14 protein-coding genes, 3 rRNA genes and 1 riboswitch are annotated in these 19,960 nt (G+C 54.1%); of the genes, 8 read left to right on the forward strand and 9 right to left on the reverse strand.

Annotated features, from left to right (window positions below; genetic code table 11):
- The first annotated feature begins 172 nt into the window (after positions 1–172).
- The 4 genes from KW808_RS04445 to KW808_RS04460 all read left to right on the forward strand — a co-directional run bounded on the left by KW808_RS04445 (position 173) and on the right by KW808_RS04460 (position 6,792).
- Positions 173–1,700: ribosomal RNA gene (locus KW808_RS04445) — 16S ribosomal RNA — on the forward strand.
- 410 nt (positions 1,701–2,110) lie between these two features.
- Positions 2,111–5,201: ribosomal RNA gene (locus tag KW808_RS04450) — 23S ribosomal RNA — on the forward strand.
- A gap of 119 nt (positions 5,202–5,320) precedes the next feature.
- A 5S ribosomal RNA gene (gene rrf, locus KW808_RS04455) occupies positions 5,321–5,437 on the forward strand.
- Together the 16S, 23S and 5S rRNA genes form the textbook arrangement of a ribosomal RNA operon.
- A gap of 191 nt (positions 5,438–5,628) precedes the next feature.
- Positions 5,629–6,792 (forward strand): pyridoxal phosphate-dependent aminotransferase, encoded by a 1,164-nt coding sequence (locus KW808_RS04460; RefSeq protein WP_003862352.1) that lies wholly within the window; start codon positions 5,629–5,631, stop codon positions 6,790–6,792.
- Here the strand turns inward: KW808_RS04460 and KW808_RS04465 are convergent.
- The 3 genes from KW808_RS04465 to KW808_RS04475 are packed head-to-tail and all read right to left on the reverse strand — an operon-like array spanning position 6,787 to position 11,354.
- Complete coding sequence (locus KW808_RS04465; RefSeq protein ID WP_003862353.1) at positions 6,787–7,428, reverse strand: DUF3239 domain-containing protein; 642 nt, start codon at positions 7,426–7,428, stop codon at positions 6,787–6,789. The genes KW808_RS04460 and KW808_RS04465 overlap by 6 nt on opposite strands.
- 1 nt (position 7,429) lies before the next feature.
- The gene (locus tag KW808_RS04470; RefSeq protein WP_003858302.1) at positions 7,430–9,103 is read right to left on the reverse strand and encodes a DNA repair helicase XPB; all 1,674 of its coding nucleotides are present in this window, start codon (positions 9,101–9,103) and stop codon (positions 7,430–7,432) included.
- Between the two features lie 49 nt (positions 9,104–9,152).
- Positions 9,153–11,354: a helicase-associated domain-containing protein gene (locus KW808_RS04475; protein WP_003862354.1), complete on the reverse strand. Its 2,202-nt coding sequence runs from the start codon at positions 11,352–11,354 to the stop codon at positions 9,153–9,155.
- A gap of 65 nt (positions 11,355–11,419) precedes the next feature.
- On the opposite strand from KW808_RS04475, the gene KW808_RS04480 reads away from it, so the two are divergent.
- Positions 11,420–11,611, forward strand: a complete 192-nt coding sequence (locus KW808_RS04480; RefSeq protein WP_003858306.1) for a hypothetical protein — start codon at positions 11,420–11,422, stop codon at positions 11,609–11,611.
- Between the two features lie 225 nt (positions 11,612–11,836).
- Here the strand turns inward: KW808_RS04480 and rpf1 are convergent, their stop codons facing one another.
- Positions 11,837–12,418 carry a resuscitation-promoting factor Rpf1 gene (gene rpf1 / locus KW808_RS04485; protein WP_003862355.1) on the reverse strand — a complete coding sequence of 194 codons (582 nt, stop codon included), beginning with the start codon at positions 12,416–12,418 and terminating at the stop codon, positions 11,837–11,839.
- A gap of 6 nt (positions 12,419–12,424) precedes the next feature.
- Positions 12,425–12,593, reverse strand: a riboswitch (cyclic di-AMP (ydaO/yuaA leader).
- Positions 12,594–12,973: 380 nt separating this feature from the next.
- Here rpf1 and KW808_RS04490 point away from each other — a divergent pair.
- Positions 12,974–13,357 carry a cold-shock protein gene (locus tag KW808_RS04490; RefSeq protein ID WP_003858310.1) on the forward strand — a complete coding sequence of 128 codons (384 nt, stop codon included), beginning with the start codon at positions 12,974–12,976 and terminating at the stop codon, positions 13,355–13,357.
- Between the two features lie 54 nt (positions 13,358–13,411).
- On the opposite strand, the gene KW808_RS04495 is transcribed toward KW808_RS04490, so the two are convergent.
- The 3 genes from KW808_RS04495 to KW808_RS04505 are packed head-to-tail and all read right to left on the reverse strand — an operon-like array spanning position 13,412 to position 15,455.
- Positions 13,412–13,939 (reverse strand): DUF2771 domain-containing protein, encoded by a 528-nt coding sequence (locus tag KW808_RS04495; RefSeq protein WP_003858312.1) that lies wholly within the window; start codon positions 13,937–13,939, stop codon positions 13,412–13,414.
- An 11-nt stretch (positions 13,940–13,950) separates the two neighbouring features.
- Positions 13,951–14,778 carry a glutaminyl-peptide cyclotransferase gene (locus KW808_RS04500; RefSeq protein ID WP_003862356.1) on the reverse strand — a complete coding sequence of 276 codons (828 nt, stop codon included), beginning with the start codon at positions 14,776–14,778 and terminating at the stop codon, positions 13,951–13,953.
- The gene (locus KW808_RS04505) at positions 14,754–15,455 is read right to left on the reverse strand and encodes an aminotransferase class IV (protein WP_003862358.1); all 702 of its coding nucleotides are present in this window, start codon (positions 15,453–15,455) and stop codon (positions 14,754–14,756) included. The genes KW808_RS04500 and KW808_RS04505 overlap by 25 nt, the downstream gene beginning before the upstream one ends.
- A gap of 450 nt (positions 15,456–15,905) precedes the next feature.
- Between KW808_RS04505 and KW808_RS04510 the strand changes: the two genes are divergently transcribed.
- Both KW808_RS04510 and KW808_RS04515 read left to right on the forward strand, forming a co-directional pair.
- A complete protein-coding gene (locus tag KW808_RS04510) occupies positions 15,906–17,249 on the forward strand; it encodes an NCS2 family permease (RefSeq protein WP_003862359.1) in 1,344 nt (447 codons plus the stop codon).
- Positions 17,249–18,079, forward strand: a complete 831-nt coding sequence (locus KW808_RS04515; protein WP_003862361.1) for a TrmH family RNA methyltransferase — start codon at positions 17,249–17,251, stop codon at positions 18,077–18,079. Before KW808_RS04510 ends, KW808_RS04515 begins: the two co-directional genes overlap by 1 nt.
- A 22-nt stretch (positions 18,080–18,101) precedes the next feature.
- Here the strand turns inward: KW808_RS04515 and KW808_RS04520 are convergent, their stop codons facing one another.
- Positions 18,102–18,974, reverse strand: a complete 873-nt coding sequence (locus KW808_RS04520; protein ID WP_003862363.1) for a DUF6928 family protein — start codon at positions 18,972–18,974, stop codon at positions 18,102–18,104.
- A gap of 9 nt (positions 18,975–18,983) precedes the next feature.
- On the reverse strand, positions 18,984–19,919 hold the full coding sequence (gene sepH, locus KW808_RS04525; protein ID WP_003862365.1) for a septation protein SepH: 936 nt from the start codon (positions 19,917–19,919) through the stop codon (positions 18,984–18,986).
- Between the last annotated feature and the right edge of the window lie 41 nt (positions 19,920–19,960).

Here is a 19,960-nt window from a genome sequence, read left to right on the forward strand (position 1 = left end):
AAAGACACGATGATCCTTATGTGGGTTGTGGTGTTTTTTTAAATCATTATTTTTTGATAATGCCAGTAACACCCCATTCTCCAACTGTCACCTTGTGTGTGGTTGGTGGGGGTGTTGTTGTTTTTGTCAGGTGTTGGGCTTTTCACGGCCTAAACAATCTTTTTTATTGTTTTTTGTGGAGAGTTTGATCCTGGCTCAGGACGAACGCTGGCGGCGTGCTTAACACATGCAAGTCGAACGCTGAAACCAAATGCTTGCATTTGGTGGATGAGTGGCGAACGGGTGAGTAACACGTGGGTGATCTGCCCTACACTTTGGGATAAGCCTGGGAAACTGGGTCTAATACCGAATATTCACACCACCGTAGGGGTGGTGTGGAAAGCTTTATGCGGTGTGGGATGAGCCTGCGGCCTATCAGCTTGTTGGTGGGGTAATGGCCTACCAAGGCGTCGACGGGTAGCCGGCCTGAGAGGGTGTACGGCCACATTGGGACTGAGACACGGCCCAGACTCCTACGGGAGGCAGCAGTGGGGAATATTGCACAATGGGCGCAAGCCTGATGCAGCGACGCCGCGTGGGGGATGACGGCCTTCGGGTTGTAAACTCCTTTCGCTAGGGACGAAGCCTTTTAGGTGACGGTACCTGGAGAAGAAGCACCGGCTAACTACGTGCCAGCAGCCGCGGTAATACGTAGGGTGCGAGCGTTGTCCGGAATTACTGGGCGTAAAGAGCTCGTAGGTGGTTTGTCGCGTCGTCTGTGAAATCCCGGGGCTTAACTTCGGGCGTGCAGGCGATACGGGCATAACTTGAGTGCTGTAGGGGAGACTGGAATTCCTGGTGTAGCGGTGAAATGCGCAGATATCAGGAGGAACACCAATGGCGAAGGCAGGTCTCTGGGCAGTAACTGACGCTGAGGAGCGAAAGCATGGGTAGCGAACAGGATTAGATACCCTGGTAGTCCATGCCGTAAACGGTGGGCGCTAGGTGTAGGGGTCTTCCACGACTTCTGTGCCGCAGCTAACGCATTAAGCGCCCCGCCTGGGGAGTACGGCCGCAAGGCTAAAACTCAAAGGAATTGACGGGGGCCCGCACAAGCGGCGGAGCATGTGGATTAATTCGATGCAACGCGAAGAACCTTACCTGGGCTTGACATGGACCGGATCGGCGTAGAGATACGTTTTCCCTTGTGGTCGGTTCACAGGTGGTGCATGGTTGTCGTCAGCTCGTGTCGTGAGATGTTGGGTTAAGTCCCGCAACGAGCGCAACCCTTGTCTTATGTTGCCAGCACATTATGGTGGGTACTCATGAGAGACTGCCGGGGTTAACTCGGAGGAAGGTGGGGATGACGTCAAATCATCATGCCCCTTATGTCCAGGGCTTCACACATGCTACAATGGTCGGTACAGCGAGTTGCCACACCGTGAGGTGGAGCTAATCTCTTAAAGCCGGCCTCAGTTCGGATTGGGGTCTGCAACTCGACCCCATGAAGTCGGAGTCGCTAGTAATCGCAGATCAGCAACGCTGCGGTGAATACGTTCCCGGGCCTTGTACACACCGCCCGTCACGTCATGAAAGTTGGTAACACCCGAAGCCAGTGGCCCAACCTTTTTAGGGGGGAGCTGTCGAAGGTGGGATCGGCGATTGGGACGAAGTCGTAACAAGGTAGCCGTACCGGAAGGTGCGGCTGGATCACCTCCTTTCTAAGGAGCTTTATTAACCCACATCAGGCTGTGTCTGGTTGGTGGGTTGTTGGTGTTGGAACCCGTATGTGGTTGCCATCAACATATTTTTAATCGGGTGGAGATGACCCCTGAGGGTGACAACAACACAGTCAATACTGTGATTAATAGGTGGCATGCTGTTGGGTGTCTGGAATGACATCGCTTGCATCACCTTATGGTGGTGTGTGTGGGTTGTTTCTAACATCGAGCATCGTCAACACGGGTAGAGAATGTTTGTGTTCTTTGGTTGTGGTGTCGGTGGTGTGTTGTGTGAGAACTGTATAGTGGACGCGAGCATCTTTATTTTTTTGTTTTTTGTTGTGTGATACCGAACGCGCCCAAACATTGGTGAGGCTTGTCCTTGTTGGTGGTTGGGTTATAGTTTTTTGTTTGTTGTTTTGTAGGGCACACGGTGGATGCCTTGGCATATCAAGCCGATGAAGGACGTGAGAGGCTGCGTTATGCCTCGGGGAGTTGCCAACTAAGCGTTGATCCGAGGATGTCCGAATGGGGAAACCCAGCCGCAGTGATGTGTGGTTACCTGCCAGTGAATGTATAGCTGGTGTGGAGGTTGACACGGGGAAGTGAAACATCTCAGTACCCGTAGGAGAAGAAAACAATTGTGATTCCGTTAGTAGTGGCGAGCGAACGTGGATGATGGCTAAAACTTATGTGTGTGATACCCGGCAGGGGTTGCATGTAGGTGGTTGTGGGGCAATAACGTTCATATTCTGCCGGATGTGGGCATGTGCTGCGTGGTTAGTGGAAGTGGTGTGGAAACACCTGCCGTAGAAGGTGAGAGTCCTGTACACGAAGATCATGGTGGTGTGTGTGGTTGTTGATACCCCGAGTAGCAGCGGGCTCGTGGAATCTGCTGTGAATTAGCCGGGACCACCCGGTAAGCCTGAATACTTGATATGACCGATAGCGGATTAGTACCGTGAGGGAATGGTGAAAAGTACCCCGGGAGGGGAGTGAAATAGTACCTGAAACCGTGTGCTGTCAATCCGTCAGAGCACCCGTTTGTGGTGTGATGGCGTGCCTTTTGAAGAATGAGCCTGCGAGTCAGCGGCATGTCGCGAGGTTAACCCGTGTGGGGTAGCCGTAGGGAAACCGAATCCTAACGAGGGTGATTTTGAGTGGCATGTCTTGGACCCGAAGCGGAGTGATCTACCCATGGCCAGTGTGAAGCAGCTGTAAGAGGTTGTGGAGGCGCGAACCCACTTAGGTTGAAAACTGAGGGGATGAGTTGTGGGTAGGGGTGAAAGGCCAATCAAACTCCGTGATAGCTGGTTCTCCCCGAAATGCATTTAGGTGCAGCGTCGTGTGTTTCTTGCCGGAGGTAGAGCTACTGGATGGTTTAGCGGGACCAACATCTTAGCGACATCAGCCAAACTCCGAATGCCGGTAAGTCAGAGCACGGCAGTGAGACTGCGGGGGATAAGCTTCGTAGTCGAGAGGGAAACAGCCCAGATCGCCGGCTAAGGCCCCTAAGGGTGTGCTAAGTGGAAAAGGAGGTGGGGTCGCGAAGACAGCCAGGAGGTTGGCTTAGAAGCAGCCATCCTTGAAAGAGTGCGTAATAGCTCACTGGTCGAGTGATTCCGCGCCGACAATGTAGTGGGGCTTAAGTACACCGCCGAAGCCGCGGCAATGATCCTTTTGGATTGTTGGGTAGGGGAGCGTCGTGCATGCGTTGAAGCTTTGGGGTGACCTTGGGTGGAGTGTGTGCGAGTGAGAATGCAGGCATGAGTAACGAATGATGCGTGAGAAACGTATCCGCCGGATGACTAAGGGTTCCTGGGTCAAGTTAATCTTCCCAGGGTGAGTCGGGGCCTAAGGCGAGGCCGACAGGCGTAGTCGATGGATAACGGGTTGATATTCCCGTACCCGAGTATGAGCGACCATGGTGAATCAGTGATACTAACCACCCATAAGCACCCGCGAAAAGGCTTTGCTTTTTTGTGGTGTGTGGTTGCGTGGGACCTGATCTGGTAGTAGCTAAGTGATGGGGTGACGCAGGGAGGTAGCTCAGCCACTTATTGGATTGTGGTGTAAGCGTGTGGCACGCAGTGTAGGTCAAATCCGCACTGTTTTTGTGTGAGGCGTGATGCGGAGCCCGTAAAAGGGTGAAGTGGGTGATCCTGTGCTGTCGAGAAAAGCCTCTAGCGATGTTGATATTCGGCCCGTACCCTAAACCGACACAGGTAGTCAGGTAGAGAATACTAAGGCGTTCGGGTGAACTGTGGTTAAGGAACTCGGCAAAATGCCCCCGTAACTTCGGGAGAAGGGGGGCCACGGCGTGTGAACAACTTTTCGTTGGGAGCGTGTTGTGGTCGCAGAGAATAGAGGGAAGCGACTGTTTACTAAAAACACAGGTCCGTGCGAAGACGTTTAAGTTGATGTATACGGACTGACGCCTGCCCGGTGCTGGAAGGTTAAGAGGACCGGTTAGTGACCTTTATGGTTGCGAAGCTGAGAATTTAAGCCCCAGTAAACGGCGGTGGTAACTATAACCATCCTAAGGTAGCGAAATTCCTTGTCGGGTAAGTTCCGACCTGCACGAATGGCGTAACGACTTCCCTGCTGTCTCAACCACAGGCCCGGTGAAATTGCAGTACGAGTAAAGATGCTCGTTACGCGCGGCAGGACGAAAAGACCCCGGGACCTTCACTATAGCTTGGTATTGGTGTTTGATTCGGTTTGTGTAGGATAGGTGGGAGACTTTGATCATATGACGCTAGTTGTGTGTGAGTCGTTGGTGAAATACCACTCTGATCGGATTGGATGTCTTAACCTTGGCCCATGATCTGGGTTGGGGACAGTGCCTGGTGGGTAGTTTAACTGGGGCGGTTGCCTCCTAAAATGTAACGGAGGCGCCCAAAGGTTTCCTCAGCTTGGTTGGTAATCAGGTGGTGAGTGTAAGTGCACAAGGGAGCTTGACTGTGACACTGACAGGTGGAGCAGGGACGAAAGTCGGGACTAGTGATCCGGCACCTACTTGTGGTTGTGGTGTCGCTCAACGGATAAAAGGTACCCCGGGGATAACAGGCTGATCTTCCCCAAGAGTCCATATCGACGGGATGGTTTGGCACCTCGATGTCGGCTCGTCGCATCCTGGGGCTGGAGTAGGTCCCAAGGGTTGGGCTGTTCGCCCATTAAAGCGGCACGCGAGCTGGGTTTAGAACGTCGTGAGACAGTTCGGTCTCTATCCGCCGCGCGCGTTGAAACTTGAAGGAAGGCTGTCCCTAGTACGAGAGGACCGGGACGGACGTACCTCTGGTGTGCCAGTTGTTCCGCCAGGAGCAGGGCTGGTTGGCTACGTACGGGAGGGATAACCGCTGAAAGCATCTAAGCGGGAAGCCTGTTTCGAGATGAGGTTTCTTTTGAGGTTCCCTAGAGATTATGGGGTTGATAGGCCAGATCTGGAAGCACTGTGAGGTGTGGAGGTGACTGGTACTAATTTACCGATAACAACAAACCACTTATGGTTTGGTGTTGCGCAACGTAACGAAAACAGAACAATATGTGTTCGCGTCCATTATGCAGTGTCTGACACAGCACAACCAGCAACGTGTGTTGTTGGTTTGGTGTGTGGTTGTGTCGGTGGTGATAGTAGCAGGGAAACGCCCGGTCCCTTTCCGAACCCGGAAGCTAAGCCTGGTTACGCTGATGGTACTGCACTCGGGAGGGTGTGGGAGAGTAGGTTACCGCCGACCAAAAACTTAACAATATATGAGAAGAAGCATGAAACAGACAGTGTTTGTTTCGTGCTTCTTCTCTTTTGTGCTTTCTAGACCCCTGTGCACGCGGCAGCCTGTGCCTGGGGGTAAGCGTCGACAAGCACAATCTTTTTGCTTAATTGAATCCTTTGCGCACCAATCAATGGGGGATCAAATATAGTAGCTGCATGAGTAATGACTTCGTCGTTTCTAGGCTTAGACCCTTTGGTGAAACGATTTTTGCAACCATGACCCAGCGAGCTGTTGAGGCGGGTGCAATCAATCTTGGTCAGGGCTTTCCTGATGAGGATGGTCCTCGTCGGATGTTAGAGATCGCGTCGGAGCAGATTCTCGGGGGAAATAATCAGTATTCGGCGGGGCGTGGGGATGCTTCGTTGAGGGCGGCTGTGGCTCGTGATCATTTGGAGAGGTTTGATCTGGAGTACAACCCTGATTCGGAGGTGTTGATCACGGTGGGGGCCACTGAGGCGATTACGGCGACTGTGTTGGGTTTGGTGGAGCCTGGGGATGAAGTGATCGTTTTGGAACCGTATTACGATGCGTATGCGGCGGCTATTGCGTTGGCGGGGGCGACGCGGGTGGCGGTTCCTTTGAAGGAGGTGGAGAACTCGTGGGATGTGGATGTCGATAAGTTGCATGCGGCGGTGACTAAGAAGACGCGGATGATTATCGTTAATTCGCCGCATAATCCGACGGGTTCGGTGTTTTCTAAGAAAGCGTTGAAGCAGTTGGCGGGTATTGCTCGTGCGTATGACTTGTTGGTGTTGTCAGATGAGGTGTATGAGCATCTTGTTTTTGATGATCAGAAGCATGTGAGTGTCGCGAAGCTGCCCGGTATGTGGGATCGCACGGTGACGGTGTCGTCGGCGGCGAAGACGTTCAATGTGACTGGTTGGAAGACGGGGTGGGCGTTGGCACCGGAGCCGTTGTTGGAGGCGGTGTTGAAGGCGAAGCAGTTTATGTCTTATGTGGGGGCTACACCTTTTCAGCCGGCTGTGGCGCATGCGATTGAACATGAGCAGAAGTGGGTGTCAAAGATGTCTAAGGGGCTTGAGCTCAAGCGGGATATCTTGCGTACTGCGTTAGATAAGGCGGGGCTGAAGACTCATGACAGTAAGGGCACGTATTTCATCGTTGCGGATATTGGGGATCGTGATGGTGCGGAGTTCTGTTTTGAGTTGATTGAGAAGGTTGGGGTGGCGGCGATTCCGGTGCAGGCGTTTGTGGATCATCCGAAGAAATGGTCGTCGAAGGTTCGTTTTGCGTTTTGCAAAAAAGAAGAGACGCTCCGCGAAGCTGCGGAGCGTCTCAAGGGGGTTAAGAAACTATAGTTTGAACAGGTTGTTGGGGGTCTTTTTAACGTCCTCCAACTTGCCGCGGTTCTTTTCTAGTTTAGCCCAGAGTTCGTGGGGGATAGTTTTCTCGGCTTCACGGATGATGTCTTTGTCCGTGGTGCCCCAGGTAATTGGCATGGGGCTGATTTCATCCCAGTGGTCTTGGTCTTTGACGGTGCGTCGGCCGGTGATTGCGACGGATGGGATACGTTCGCCGAGGCGACGTTCGTGTGCTCCGACGCGAACGATCGTGCGGGTGGCCAATGCCCACTCTGGTTTGGCTTCGGGGTCCACATTGCGGTTGACGAGTGCCAGGAGGACCACATCGCGGGGGTTTACTTCTGCGATGATGGCGGGGGCTAGTTCGTAGTTATCGTAGAGCGTTTGTGCGTTGCCCATTTGGCGGGGGATCACAGGAATCATGATGAAGCTCAACAGGGCGAGGAAGACCATGACGATGGCGATCATCCACATCCACACTGCTCCGTTAGAAAACAGGTAGACGGCTACGGCTCCGCCGCCGAGGATGAGTCCAAGGCACAGTGCTGAGATCTGGAGTCGCTTTGCGTCGCGGAGGATTTCGTTGTTCTTCTTGGCGTAGGATTCGTCCACGTCGAAGGAGAAGTTGTGCACGTTATAGCTCTTTCTTGGGTAGTGGGAAGAGGATGTCGTCGGCGTCGAGGATGCGGTATGCGTAGCCTTGTTCGGCGAGGAATCGCTGGCGGTGGGCTGCGTATTCGGTGTCGAGGGTGTCGCGGCTGACGATGGAGTAGAAGTGGGCTTCGCTGCCATCGTGCTTGGGTCGCAGGAGGCGGCCTAAGCGTTGGGCTTCTTCTTGTCGGCTGCCGAATGTTCCAGAGACCTGGATGGCTACGGATGCTTCGGGCAGGTCGATGGAGAAGTTCGCCACTTTGGAGACAACCAATACGGAAAGTGAGCCGGAACGGAATTGATCAAAGAGGGCTTCACGCTTTTTGTTGGGCGTTTTGCCGTCGATGACTGGTGCGTTAAATTCTGCGCCTAGTTCTTCTAGCTGATCGAGGTAAGCGCCGATGATCAGCGTGGGCTTGCCAGCGTGCTCTTCGAGGAGTTTGCGCACCACGGCCACCTTAGTGTGGGCAGTGGCGGCTAGACGGTAACGATCTGCCGACTCGGCAGTCGCGTACACCATGCGCTCAGCATCGGTCATGGTGGAGCGGATTTCTACGCAGTCGGCGGTGGCGATGAACCCTTGGGACTCGAGGTCTTTCCATGGTGCATCGTAACGCTTGGGGCCGATCAGGCTGAAGACATCGCCTTCTCGTCCGTCTTCGCGCACGAGGGTGGCAGTCAGTCCGAGGCGTCGCCTGGATTGCAGGTCGGAGGTCATGCGGAAAACGGGGGCGGGAAGAAGATGGACTTCGTCGTAAATAATTAAGCCCCAGTCGCGGGAATCAAAAAGCTCGAGAGCTTTGTATTCGCCTTTGGTACGCCTGGTGACTACTTGGTAGGTGGCGATGGTGACGGGTCGGATTTCTTTGCGTTCGCCGGAGTACTCACCGATTTCGTCTTCGGTGAGTGTGGTGCGGCGAAGAAGTTCGTCTTTCCACTGTCGGCCGGCCACGGTGTTGGTGACAAGGATCAAGGTGGTTGCCTGTGCACGAGCCATGGAGGCTGCACCGACCATGGTTTTACCAGCGCCACAAGGCAGCACGACTACGCCGGAACCGCCTTCCCAGAAGGAATCGGCTGCCATTTGCTGATAATCGCGCAGCGACCAGTCTTCAAATTCAGTGGAGAGACCAATGGGGTGGGATTCACCGTCCACATATCCCGCGAGATCTTCCGCTGGCCAACCGACCTTGAGCAGTTCCTGCTTGAGGCGCCCGCGCTCTGACGGATGGACCACGATGGTTTCAGGATCCACTTGTGCGCCCAGCATGGGTTTGATCTTTTTGTGCCGGGAGATTTCCACCAGGATCGCAGGTTCGCCAGATTCAAGGATCAGCCCGTGTGCGGGGTGACGGTGCAGGCGCACACGTCCGTAGCGGGACATCGTCTCTGCGATGTCGATCAGGAGCGCTTGCGGAACGGGGAAGCGTGAAAAACGCTCCAGCATGTCCACGACTTGTTCGGCGTCGTGGCCTGCGGCGCGCGCGTTCCACAACGCCAGAGGGGTGATGCGGTAGGTGTGAATATGCTCGGGTGCACGCTCGAGCTCCGCAAAAGGTGCTAGAGCTATGCGTGCTTCGCCTGCTTGGGGGTGATCTATTTCTAGCAGGACTGTCTTATCGGATTGGACGATTAAAGGTCCATCGCCAAAAGCCACGAAATGCTTCTCCTAACGAGGTTTAAACGTCCATTATGTCACTTCTAGGCTAGTTATCCACTATTACTTCTGTGATCCTGTGCAACATGAAACGATGCACCGCACCTGTGGCTTCATCCACAGCGTCCACCTGCCCGGCGTTGACGGTTAAAGGCTTGACGACGCGGTGCACGGCCACGCCTTGCTTATCGACGAACCCCAACGTCACCGTGCGCTGCCCTCGCACTGCAGCCTGCAGAACCGAGAGCGTCGGCTGTGTGGAAACAGTTCCTTGAGATGCTGAATTTTCCCGTCGGATTGCTTTGACTGCTGCCTGTACCCGGCTTTCATCCAGTGCCGGAACAACTGGTGGTGGGGAAGCTGCGGGCACACGTGCAGGGGATGGCGAGATATTCAGACTTGCGCCTTCGCCGTCTTCTGCCACAGGTTGGAACCCGGCAGCACGCAGCACAGTGATCACCTGAAGCAGGGGTGCTTGAGCAATCGCAACGGTGGGAGCGATCTGCCGAAGCGCCACATCGGCGCCCGCCTCCACTGCGGAATGCAGCAAAGCGGGATCGTCGCTACGGATATAGGACAGTGCAGGGCCGCCTCGGAGGGTGCCGTGCTTTCTGGCGATATCGCTGAGCAAATAGCCCACAGATTGGGGCAGATCTGTCATGGAATGTTTTTTGAGAAACTCCAAGATTTCCGGGGTGGTGAGCCCAAGATCCAGAGCATGCCTGATGGATTTCTCGCTGAGTCGATACACCGAGGCCAAACCAGGTGATTCCAACGATGCGATCGAATCCATGGTTTTTTGCATCGCAGGGGTTAGTGGTCCTGGAACCATGATGGTGAAATCGCCTTGCACGATGAAATTCTCCACCGGCGCAGGAGCCTTGATTACCTCCGTAGGGTTTTCGCCATCAATTAAAGCCTGACCCGCTGCGGTCACGCCTTGAGAATATGCTCCGATCCACTGGGCTTCCTGGACCAGCTGTGTGATGGTGTCAGGATTCATCCGACTCGCCGCAAGGGGATAATGGAATGCTAAATCCGCGTGCAGATTGTCCACTAAAACCCTAGATAAAGAGGACAGGATCTTCGCACGAGCATCAGGAAGCGAATCAATGATGCTTGTTTTACTGAGAACATGGATTGGCTTGTCCTTATCATCAGCCTGACCCACCAACCACGGCGCGTAAGTTTGCTTCCACCAACCAGACATCAACGTGCCCAATTGGTGCGCCAGATCAGATTCCATCCATTCGTCAGCCAGCGGGGTGGGAGCGACGTAATCGCCGCCATCATCATCCATGGGCAATGGATCGGGCACGCCTTTACGGATTAGACCGCTGGCCATACCCAAACTCAGTAGACGTGCCAGCTCGGTCTCATCAAGGTCTAATTCCTTGCTCAGGCGAGTCACCACGCGCACACCGAGGGCTCCGACTTTCAGCGTGGGGGCGGGAACGTGGCTGACGGCGTCGATAAGCAATCGCATGTGCCGCACCACCTCAAGGCCGGCTGCAATGCCGCCATCATTCGAACCTGGCGCCGCCGTGCGCGGAATTGGGCGCACCTGAGCGGGCAGCTGCTCGCGGCCCTCAATCACACGCCGCACCATCGCCGGCAGGCGCACGGTCTGCTCATCCACGCGCGCCAACAACCCCGACGCCAGCAACTGCGGAATCGGCCGCGACGGATCCGCATCAGGCGCCGCATCGCGCGTCAGACCGAAGCCACCCGACGCCGCCAGAGTGTGCAAAAGTTTGCGGTGCCTATCAGAAAGCTTATCGACGCTTTCCCTCACCTGTTCCTCACTCTGCCCGCGATCACTTACCTCCGGAAGCAACCGCCAATGAACAGGCAACGCAGGCATCGTCTCCTGAGCAATCATCAACTGGTCATCGCCATAAACCAACGCGAAATTTTTCAGCGTGGCAAGAGCCGCATCAATCGTGTCTTGCGCTGGAAGATCCTCGGCCAACGCCACATGCAAATATTCCACCACTTCGGGGGCAGTAACCGGGTGGAGTTCACCACCAAGGTTGGCCACGGCCTCCAACACACCAAGTTCCAACGCATTGAGTTTCAACACCGCGCGAATCGCAGACGCCCTCAGCTGTAAACGCGCAGCAAGAGAGGCCAAATTAGGTGGTAAAGGGAGAACCGTATCGGGTCGATTTCTAAGGATTGTGGAGAGCTGATCATCACTTTGAGTATCCAACCACCCCTTGAGGGTGGGGATGGGGGAGTCTTTTTTCATGATGTTGTTAAGTTTAAGCCTAGTTGAGGTGACTTTTGTTCCCAGAGTTTGAAAGAATGTATGGCATGGCAAACGTAGAGAAGAAGCACTTCGTCGATCCGGCATGGCCGGAGCACAATCCAGCTGACGGACACGTCGTTACTGAACTCATCTCCAAGGTCGCAGGCGCGTCCAGCCCATGGGGCGATGACAAGGAATTCCCAGTTTCTGCAGAAGAGACCGGATACGTTCACCCGTACACCCGGATCAACCGCTAAGAAACTTAAAAAAGAGGCAACCCGTTTCGGCGGTGTTGCCTCTTTTTTCATGCGGTTTTTCTACTGGGCGTACTTTTGGCACCAAGGTTTCGGCAAAATGGTGGCCAAAATCAGGAAATCTTGGTGCCCAATTCACAAAAGGGTGACTTGCGCGTCGTGAAATGGCATGCAAAAAGGGAGGGAACCCGTTTAAGGTTCCCTCCCTTTTAAAAAGTGCAGCTAGATTTAGCCGACGAAAGCGTTGTAGTAAGACTCAACCTCAGCTGGAACGGTGATGCCGTACTGAGCGAGGGTGCCGGTGACAGCGCCGTAGGTGGACTTGATGGTGTTCAAGTCGGTGGAGCCAACTGCGATGTTGGCTGCAGGAGCGTTGTACTCAGCAACAGCTGGTGCAGCTGCAGCTGGCTCTGGGGTAGAGGTGGTAGCGGAGAGGTCACGCTGGGTTGGAGCGGAGTTCAGTCCAAGGGAAGCGGAGCAAGCAGGCCATGCGCCCCAGCCCTGACCAGCCAAGGTGCGCTCTGCAACAGCGATCTGCTGCTCACGGGTTGCCTGGTATGCGTAGGTAGCGAACTCCTGGCCGCCGTAAGCAGCCCAGGTGCTAGCGGAGAACTGCAGACCACCGTGGTAGCCGTTACCGGTGTTGATTGCCCAGTTACCACCGGACTCGCACTGTGCGAGGCGATCCCAGTCGGAATCAGGTGCAGCAGATGCGGAAGGAGCCATGATGGTTGCAGCAGCACCGAAAGCGATGGTGGAAGCTGCGAGCTTGGTGAACGCGGAGCTAGTCTTAGTGGAGTGACGTCCCATGAAAAGTTTTCCTCTCATTTGTCGCCGTCGAGGTTAGCTGTCGGGTTAGAGCGGAGGAGTTGCTCTGCCAGTGGATGTCTGGCTTCACCCCAAGGAGTTGGCCTCCATGCCTTCTTTTGTGAAAAGATGGCGGGTGGTTTCCCCGTCCCTGTCTGCAATATGGCCCACATGAATGCGGGAGTTTGTGGTTTAAAGTTCTGTTGCACCAAGGAGGTTGTTCAACTTCCGACCCCAGACAGGGTTTGGCGATGAGCCGGACTTGCAGATGAACTGTTGCGGTGCCTGGGATACACGGTAACCCGAAGGTCACGATTGTGTCACGTTATTTACGAAATCTATATCAATCTGGCTTTGGTGCGACCTTGAAGTCGCAGGTCATCCCGCCTGAAATATCGAGTGTGATTTATGTTACATTTTGGAATATTTCGGGTAACGATGTAACTTTCCGGGAAATTTTTAACGCGATGCTTGCGGTGTATAATAATTTCTTCTGGTCAAAAATAGTTGATCAATTTGAATCAGCATATGAATTAGGAATGAAAGTGGTGAGGACAAGTGCCTGTCGGAACAGTGAAGTGGTACGACGCGGAGCGTGGTTTCGGCTTTGTCTCCAATCCAGGTGGTGAAGATTGCTTCGTAGGTAAGCAAGTACTTCCCAAGGGAGTCACCGAATTGCACAAGGGGCAGCGAATCGATTTTGACTTCGCCGCAGGCCGTAAGGGCCCTCAAGCACTTCGAATAAAGATTCTTGAAACTCCACGCAGGCGTCCACAGCACAAATACAAGCCAGAAGAGCTCAACGGAATGATCTCTGACCTCATCACGCTTCTAGAAAGTGGAGTGCAACCAGGCCTTGCCAAAGGGCAATACCCGGAGCACAAAGCTGGAGCGCAGGTAGCAGAAATTCTTCGCGTTGTTGCGAAGGAGCTTGAGTCTTAAAACAATAAGGAGAGGATCCGAAAACGGATCCTCTCCTTATTGTTTGTGAGTGAGTTACTCGTTCATCGTGGATAGCGACCACGTGACGGTGTAAGGGCTTTCCTCACCATTTTCATCCTCACCGATCATCACAGCGGACACTTCCACTACGACCAGACGTGGGCGCTCCGCACCCTCTTCGGTTGGATCCACAGAACCAGGAACGGTTGCCTCGGTGGCGTCGTAACTGGTGTGGTAGAACTCGTCATTTGCAGCCGGATCATCATAAATGGTCAACAAGTACCAGTCATGATCATGAATTGCCTCTGGAATCGTCAGGTGCAACTCTTCATCAGCACCAACTTCCAGCGTTGGCACCTCGTTCTCTTCGCATTCAACACCTGGTTCACACATGCTGAATGGGAATACCTCGATTTCACCAGCGGGAGAAGATGCTGAGATAGAGATCTCTTGGGGGAGTGGCTCTGGGCGATTGTTCCACCATTGCTGGAACACCACAGACAAAATCACCACCAATAACACAGCAACGATAAGGCTGAGAATCTGAATGAGGTTTTTACGCTTGGTCTTCCGGCTTGCCATGAGTCTTGATTCTAGTCAGCAGGGACGAATCTAACCTCATAGAGGTCAGGCCAACGCTTACCAGTGATATAAAAACGATCGGAATCCGGAATATGTGCAATGCCGTTGAGCACATTGTTTGTATCTGGTGTGGCGTTGTTAGGAATATTTGAGGCATCGATCACTGCGGTGACTTCGCCGGAGTTCGGATCGATTCGCATGATGTCTGTATCGAGGAAAATATTGGCATATACCTCGCCATCGACGCATTCGAGCTCATTGAGGTTCCCAACCGGAGAGCCGTCTAGTGTCACATCTACAGTGCTGTTCTCTGCAAAGGTTTCCGGATCCCTAAAAGTGAGGGTGGAACTTCCATCAGAGGTGATGAGGGCATCGTCAGTTGAGCAAATTCCCCACCCCTGGCCATCATATGAAACGCGATCTAACTCCTCGAGAGTATCTGCATCACGCTTGAAAGCGACACCTTCATTCCATGTCAGCTGCCAGATGGCATCACCAGACTTGGTGATGCCTTCGCCGAAGAATTCTGGATCAAGCGATTGGGAAACAGATTCCTGGCCATCAACGGAGCTGCGATAGATTCGGGAACCACCGTATTGGCCAGTTCCCACAATCAGCTCGTCGCCATCTAATTCCAACCCCTGAGTAAACGAGGTGGAATCAAAAGAGTGGGTGGAGATAATTTCTGGAACCAGATGCTCAACGACAGCCTCTGAATCTGTTGGGGGAGTGGAACACGAAGCCAAAGGGAGGCTGGAGAGGATCGCTAAGGATGCAAGCTTTTTCACAGCCCCGAGAATAACAGTCGAGCGACCTACACTTGCTGTGCAGTGCTCCATAGATAGTCATTGACTTCAGAAAACGTCGGCACGAAAGCTGCCACGGGTCGCGTTTCTGAGACTGGGAATTTGGAACCGTATTCGAGCCATGCAGCGACGCGACGGATGCCGGACAAAGAATCCACCAGCCACACTTCCGAAGAGCGCAAATCATTGATGTTGAAGCCTTGCTCTCGAGGCTTTGCATTACAGCCTTGTTCCTGCAGGTAGGCAATGACCGTTGATTCCAGAACAGACGGCAGCGACCTGGGGTGCGTGGAATGAAACACGGTGTCGCCCTTAATCGCCAAGAGAGAGGCATTGATAGCCATGATCACCTGGCCGGACTCGTCGACAAGCAACCCATCATCGGCGCCCTGGCGGCGGCTGTTTGCGGTGGCCATGTTCTGCCACGCGATATCGTGGCCTTTAATCTTTGGATGTAGACGCTCATCGCGGTGGCCGTGGGTATCAAGGGTGACCAGTGAATTTAACTTGCGGGGCGGGCGCAGCTCGACGTTATAGTGGTTATTTTCAATCGTGACAGCTGCCTGAACACTGCCCGGAGCTTCACGCAATTGAGTGATGATGCGATCATGGAACTGTGAAGCAGTAGGGGCTGCCGCCTCGAGGCGATCGATGTGGCCCTGAAGATTGCGGATGTGTCCGTCAACCATGAGAAAACTTGTGGTCACCACGACGTGTAGTTAGACCTTCCGGAATCGAAAAAGCTGGTGAAAGTGCATTTTATTTGAGATTATCACCCTACTAGCCAAACTACGGATTTAGCGAGTCCACCCCTTGAGTTACAGTGTGGGCGTAGGTGAAATTGGTTTGGGCCACTGGGGTGGGTTTTTGGTGGGTTCATCACTTTTAGGCGGTGGACTTGCCCCATCTGGTAGGCAGATGGAAAAATTCTGTTGCGCTAAAGGTTTCAGCTAAAAGAAGAATCCTTGCTAGTGGAATCAGCTGAGTTTTCCACGAGTTTTCCAGCTTTCTCACAACTTGAATAGAAATTGAGGTATCCGGCAATGACGTCAGGGAAATCAACGAGTGCTAGGGGAGCCCTAGACCGGTATTTCAAAATCTCGGAGCGAGGATCAAGCATTGGCACGGAAATCCGTGCAGGTGTGGTCACATTCTTCGCGATGGCCTACATCATCATCCTCAACCCCTTGATCCTTGGCACCACCCCTGACGTAGAGGGCAACACCCTAGGCATCGCACAGGTTGCAGCGGCAACAGCGCTTGCCGCTGGTGTCATGACCATCGCGTTTGGTTTGATTGCGCGTTATCCATTCGGCATTGCTGCTGGCCTGGGAATTAACACCATGGTCGCCGTGACACTGGTTTCAGGTGAGGGCCTGACCTGGCCGGAAGCAATGGGACTTGTGGTCCTTGACGGTGTGGTCATTGTTATTTTGGCTGTGTCCGGCTTCCGTGTTGCTGTGTTCCGTGCGATCCCAGCATCCATGAAGGCGGCCATCAGCGTGGGTATCGGCCTGTTCATCGCCATGATCGGCCTCGTGGATGCAGGCTTTGTTCGCCGTATTCCAGATGCTGCCGGTACTACTGTGCCAGTGACCTTGGGCATTGATGGTTCCATTGCGTCTTGGCCAACGTTCGTGTTCGTTGTCGGTGTTCTTCTCTGTGGCATCCTTGTTGTCCGTCGAGTTCGCGGTGGACTGTTTATCGGCATTTTGGGAACCACCATTTTGGCGATCATCGCAGAAGCAATCTTTGATTCCGGTGCGTCCTTTGAAAATGGTGAAGCAAACGCAGAAGGCTGGTCACTCGCCGTTCCTGGTCTCCCAGACTCCTTCGGTGGCATCCCGGATCTTTCCATCGTCGGCGCAGTTGATTTGATCGGTGCGTTCAGCCGCATCGGTGTGGTCGCCGCGACCTTGCTGATCTTTACCCTGGTCCTTGCAAACTTCTTCGACGCCATGGGCACCATGACCGCTCTTGGTAAGCAGGGCAACTTGGTTGATGATGAAGGCAACCTTCCAGACATTAAGAAGGCACTGGTTGTGGAAGGCGCAGGTGCCATTGTCGGTGGTGCTTTCTCTGCATCCTCCAACACCGTGTTCGCTGACTCTTCTGCAGGTGTTGCAGACGGCGCACGAACCGGCCTTGCCAACGTGGTCACCGGCTCCTTGTTCTTGGCTGCCATGTTCTTGACCCCACTGTATGAAATCGTCCCCATCGAAGCAGCAGCACCAGTGCTCGTAGTTGTTGGCGCGATGATGATGGGGCAGGTTACCGAGATTGATTTCTCCAAGTTCTACATCGCATTCCCAGCGTTCTTGACCATTGTGATCATGCCTTTCACCTACTCCATTGCAAACGGCATTGGCGTTGGATTCATCATGTACGCCATCATGGCTGCAGCGGCAGGCAAAGCAAAGCAAGTGCACTGGCTGATGTGGCTGGTCGCTGGACTCTTCGTCGTGTTCTTCGCGATTGATCCCATCATGGAAGCTGTCGGCTAATGACAACGCGCACGGTAATTTCTGATCCCGCAGATCCTCGTCTGGATGATGTCCGCGATCTTAACCATTCCGATTCCCGGCCAGACCTACCCGGTGGCAAAGGCCTTGTTGTTGCCGAAGGTCCGTTGGTGGTTGGTCGGCTTCTGGAATCGCGTTACCCAGTGCGTGCGATCGTCGGGTTTAAAAACAAGCTGGATTCTTTCCTCGACAGCATCGATGCATCCCTCGTTGAAGGCATCCCAGTGTATGAGGTATCCCGCGAGCTCCTCGCGGAGGTCGCAGGTTTTGATATGCACCGCGGACTTCTGGCGACAGCTGATCGCACCGAGGAGGCAAGTGTTGCGCAGGTTCTAGAAAACGCCCGCACCGTGGTGGTGCTGGAAGGCGTAGGCGATCACGAAAACATCGGATCCATGTTCCGCAACGCAGCAGGCATGGGCGTTGACGCCATCTTGTTCGGCAACGGTTGTGCCGATCCTTTGTATCGACGTGTCGTTCGAGTCTCAATGGGCCACGTGCTCCGCCTGCCGTTCGCACACTTGGAAGGCACCTACACCACGTGGCAGCGCAGCTTAGAGCAGCTCAAAGAAGCCGGATTCCACCTCGTTTCACTCACCCCAGATCCAGAGGCGGAACACCTCGAAGATGCGCTCGCAGGCAAAGACAAAGTGGCTCTACTCGTGGGCGCTGAAGGCCCAGGCCTGACCGAGCATGCGATGCGCGCCACCGATGTCCGCGCCCGCATCCCGATGGCGCCGGGTACCGATAGCTTGAACCTGGCTACCTCGGCGGCGATTGCGTTTTATGAACGGGATCGCTCACAGCGTTAAGTAACAGCGCTAAGTAGTAGCGCTAGCGGTCAGTATGGCGGAGTCTTTCCGCCATGTTTGACCCGAATTCGCGGCTGGCTCGCCACAGAGATTTACCAAATTTCTGTGCTGAGCTGGCCGCTTTTTTCGCGTTTGAGGTAATGCGCTTGGACACCACTCGATCGGGTGCCTCGTATTCTTCGTAGTCGTCGTAGAAGGCGGATTCGCGCAGTCCTAGCTTTTCGACGGCGGACCTTGTCACTTCCTCGCTGTTAATTATGCGGGGTGCAGCGATGCGCGGCTCGGGGCGACCATCGGTGGCATAGGCAACGACGTTGATGTCAGGGGAGGTGGTGGTGTCGAATCCGAGCCATGCACGTTGTGCTTCGTGGACTAGTTCGATGGGGTTGAAGGGCAACGACAGCGCAGTTTTCCGGGTGCCTTTTTTGCCTGCCCAGTAGGGGGTTTCAAAGCCGCCGGGGATGCCGTTGTCTTCGAAGACGCGCTCTTCATAGGCGATGAAGGATCGTTTGATCTCACCGTTGTAGATGTGTGCGAAGCCACCAAGGGTGGTTTCTTCATTGACGGCGAAAATGTAGACATCTGTTGCCGGGACGCTGCGCAGTAACCGAGGATTCAGCTTGGATAAAGAGGTGACATCTTCCAACACGGTTTGAATGATGGTGATGCCCGGAAAACCAGCGATGTAGAACTCGTTGGCACTAGCAGGAACGGATCTGTTGAGGGCGAACTGCCCGATGGGGGTAATTGGCCACGTTGGGTTGAGCTGTGCCAACAGTTTTCGGCCATATCCACGATCCGCCCGAGGTTCCGAGCGGATGATGGATTGGGGATCGGATGCGCTAACAAACCAGAGGGTGACGATCGCCGCGTTTTCTCCCAATTGACTTGGCATCAGCACATCCTATTTCTTCGGGCGCTTTGTGTTTGCGCGAACTCCTAAAAGAACATCTTCCCAGTGTGGGGTTACTGCTTTTCGACGCCTGTTGCGTGGGCCTTCCGCATCGACTTCAGGTTCGTTGTCGTTGGTGATTTCAGCAACGGCATCGGATTCTGAGTCTGGTGCGTCGTCAGGGCTTGGTACGGTGTCGAAAACATCGGTTTCGTCGTCGTACTGTTCCTGGGTGGAGTTTACGGACGTCAAGGTACGTACCGGCTGAATGAATTCAGGATCGATCAAATCGGCTGCGACTGGGGTCCGCGGATCAGCGGTGGGATTGCTGGTGTTGTGCAGGTTTAACGTCCACTCCGCGTAGTTGTCGCTGAGTCCTGCCTTCCAATCAACTCGCACGATCCACTGGTTGGTGGCGTCTTTGTAGGCGTCCCAGCGTGCTGCGGTGAGATCGTGGCCGCGAGTGGCAAACGCCGTTGCAAGAATTTCCCAGAGGGTCAGTTTTGCAGGACCATTTTCCCTGATGGGGTGTGATTGCTTAGCCAAGTCGGCAATGCGGGCACGTTCCAGCAAAACGGGGTGGGCATAGGGCTCAACGCGGGCTTCGGTGACGCCGATTTCTTCGGCTAATTCTTCGATGGTGGCGCCTGAGCGAACCCGAATCTGAATTTCGCGGGGTGACATCGTCAGGGGAGCGCTGATACGAGGGTCAATTTCTTTTTCCTCACGGGGCTCTTCTACCGCAGCGACCGGCTCTAGAACAGGAGGTGGGACCTCTTTGTGTTCTTCGGGTTCTGGGGCGCTCTTAATCTCGCTATGACCTGCAAGAATGGCGTGGAGTTCATCTGTTACAGCAATGAAAAATTCCTCAGCGCCATCCTCTTCGGAGGTCTTGAAAACCAAGGATGATTCGGTGGAATCACCGCTGATCAGGAATATTTCCCGCATGTTGACTCCTTCTAGCTGGGTTAAGTGATCACCCAAGCTTA

Origin of the sequence: [Brevibacterium] flavum (genome assembly GCF_019317305.1) — a bacterium.
Taxonomy (GTDB): Bacteria; Actinomycetota; Actinomycetes; order Mycobacteriales; family Mycobacteriaceae; genus Corynebacterium; species Corynebacterium glutamicum.

What these genes read in the sequence shown, in the direction of transcription:
- KW808_RS04460 (WP_003862352.1), top strand. Translation starts at nt 5,629, where the DNA reads ATGAGTAATGACTTCGTCGTTTCTAGGCTTAGACCCTTTGGTGAAACG.
- KW808_RS04475 (WP_003862354.1), bottom strand. Translation starts at nt 11,354, where the DNA reads ATGAAAAAAGACTCCCCCATCCCCACCCTCAAGGGGTGGTTGGATACT.
- KW808_RS04480 (WP_003858306.1), top strand. Translation starts at nt 11,420, where the DNA reads ATGGCAAACGTAGAGAAGAAGCACTTCGTCGATCCGGCATGGCCGGAG.
- rpf1 (WP_003862355.1), bottom strand. Translation starts at nt 12,418, where the DNA reads ATGGGACGTCACTCCACTAAGACTAGCTCCGCGTTCACCAAGCTCGCA.
- KW808_RS04495 (WP_003858312.1), bottom strand. Translation starts at nt 13,939, where the DNA reads ATGGCAAGCCGGAAGACCAAGCGTAAAAACCTCATTCAGATTCTCAGC.
- KW808_RS04500 (WP_003862356.1), bottom strand. Translation starts at nt 14,778, where the DNA reads ATGGAGCACTGCACAGCAAGTGTAGGTCGCTCGACTGTTATTCTCGGG.
- KW808_RS04510 (WP_003862359.1), top strand. Translation starts at nt 15,906, where the DNA reads ATGGCCTACATCATCATCCTCAACCCCTTGATCCTTGGCACCACCCCT.
- KW808_RS04515 (WP_003862361.1), top strand. Translation starts at nt 17,249, where the DNA reads ATGACAACGCGCACGGTAATTTCTGATCCCGCAGATCCTCGTCTGGAT.
- KW808_RS04520 (WP_003862363.1), bottom strand. Translation starts at nt 18,974, where the DNA reads ATGCCAAGTCAATTGGGAGAAAACGCGGCGATCGTCACCCTCTGGTTT.
- sepH (WP_003862365.1), bottom strand. Translation starts at nt 19,919, where the DNA reads ATGCGGGAAATATTCCTGATCAGCGGTGATTCCACCGAATCATCCTTG.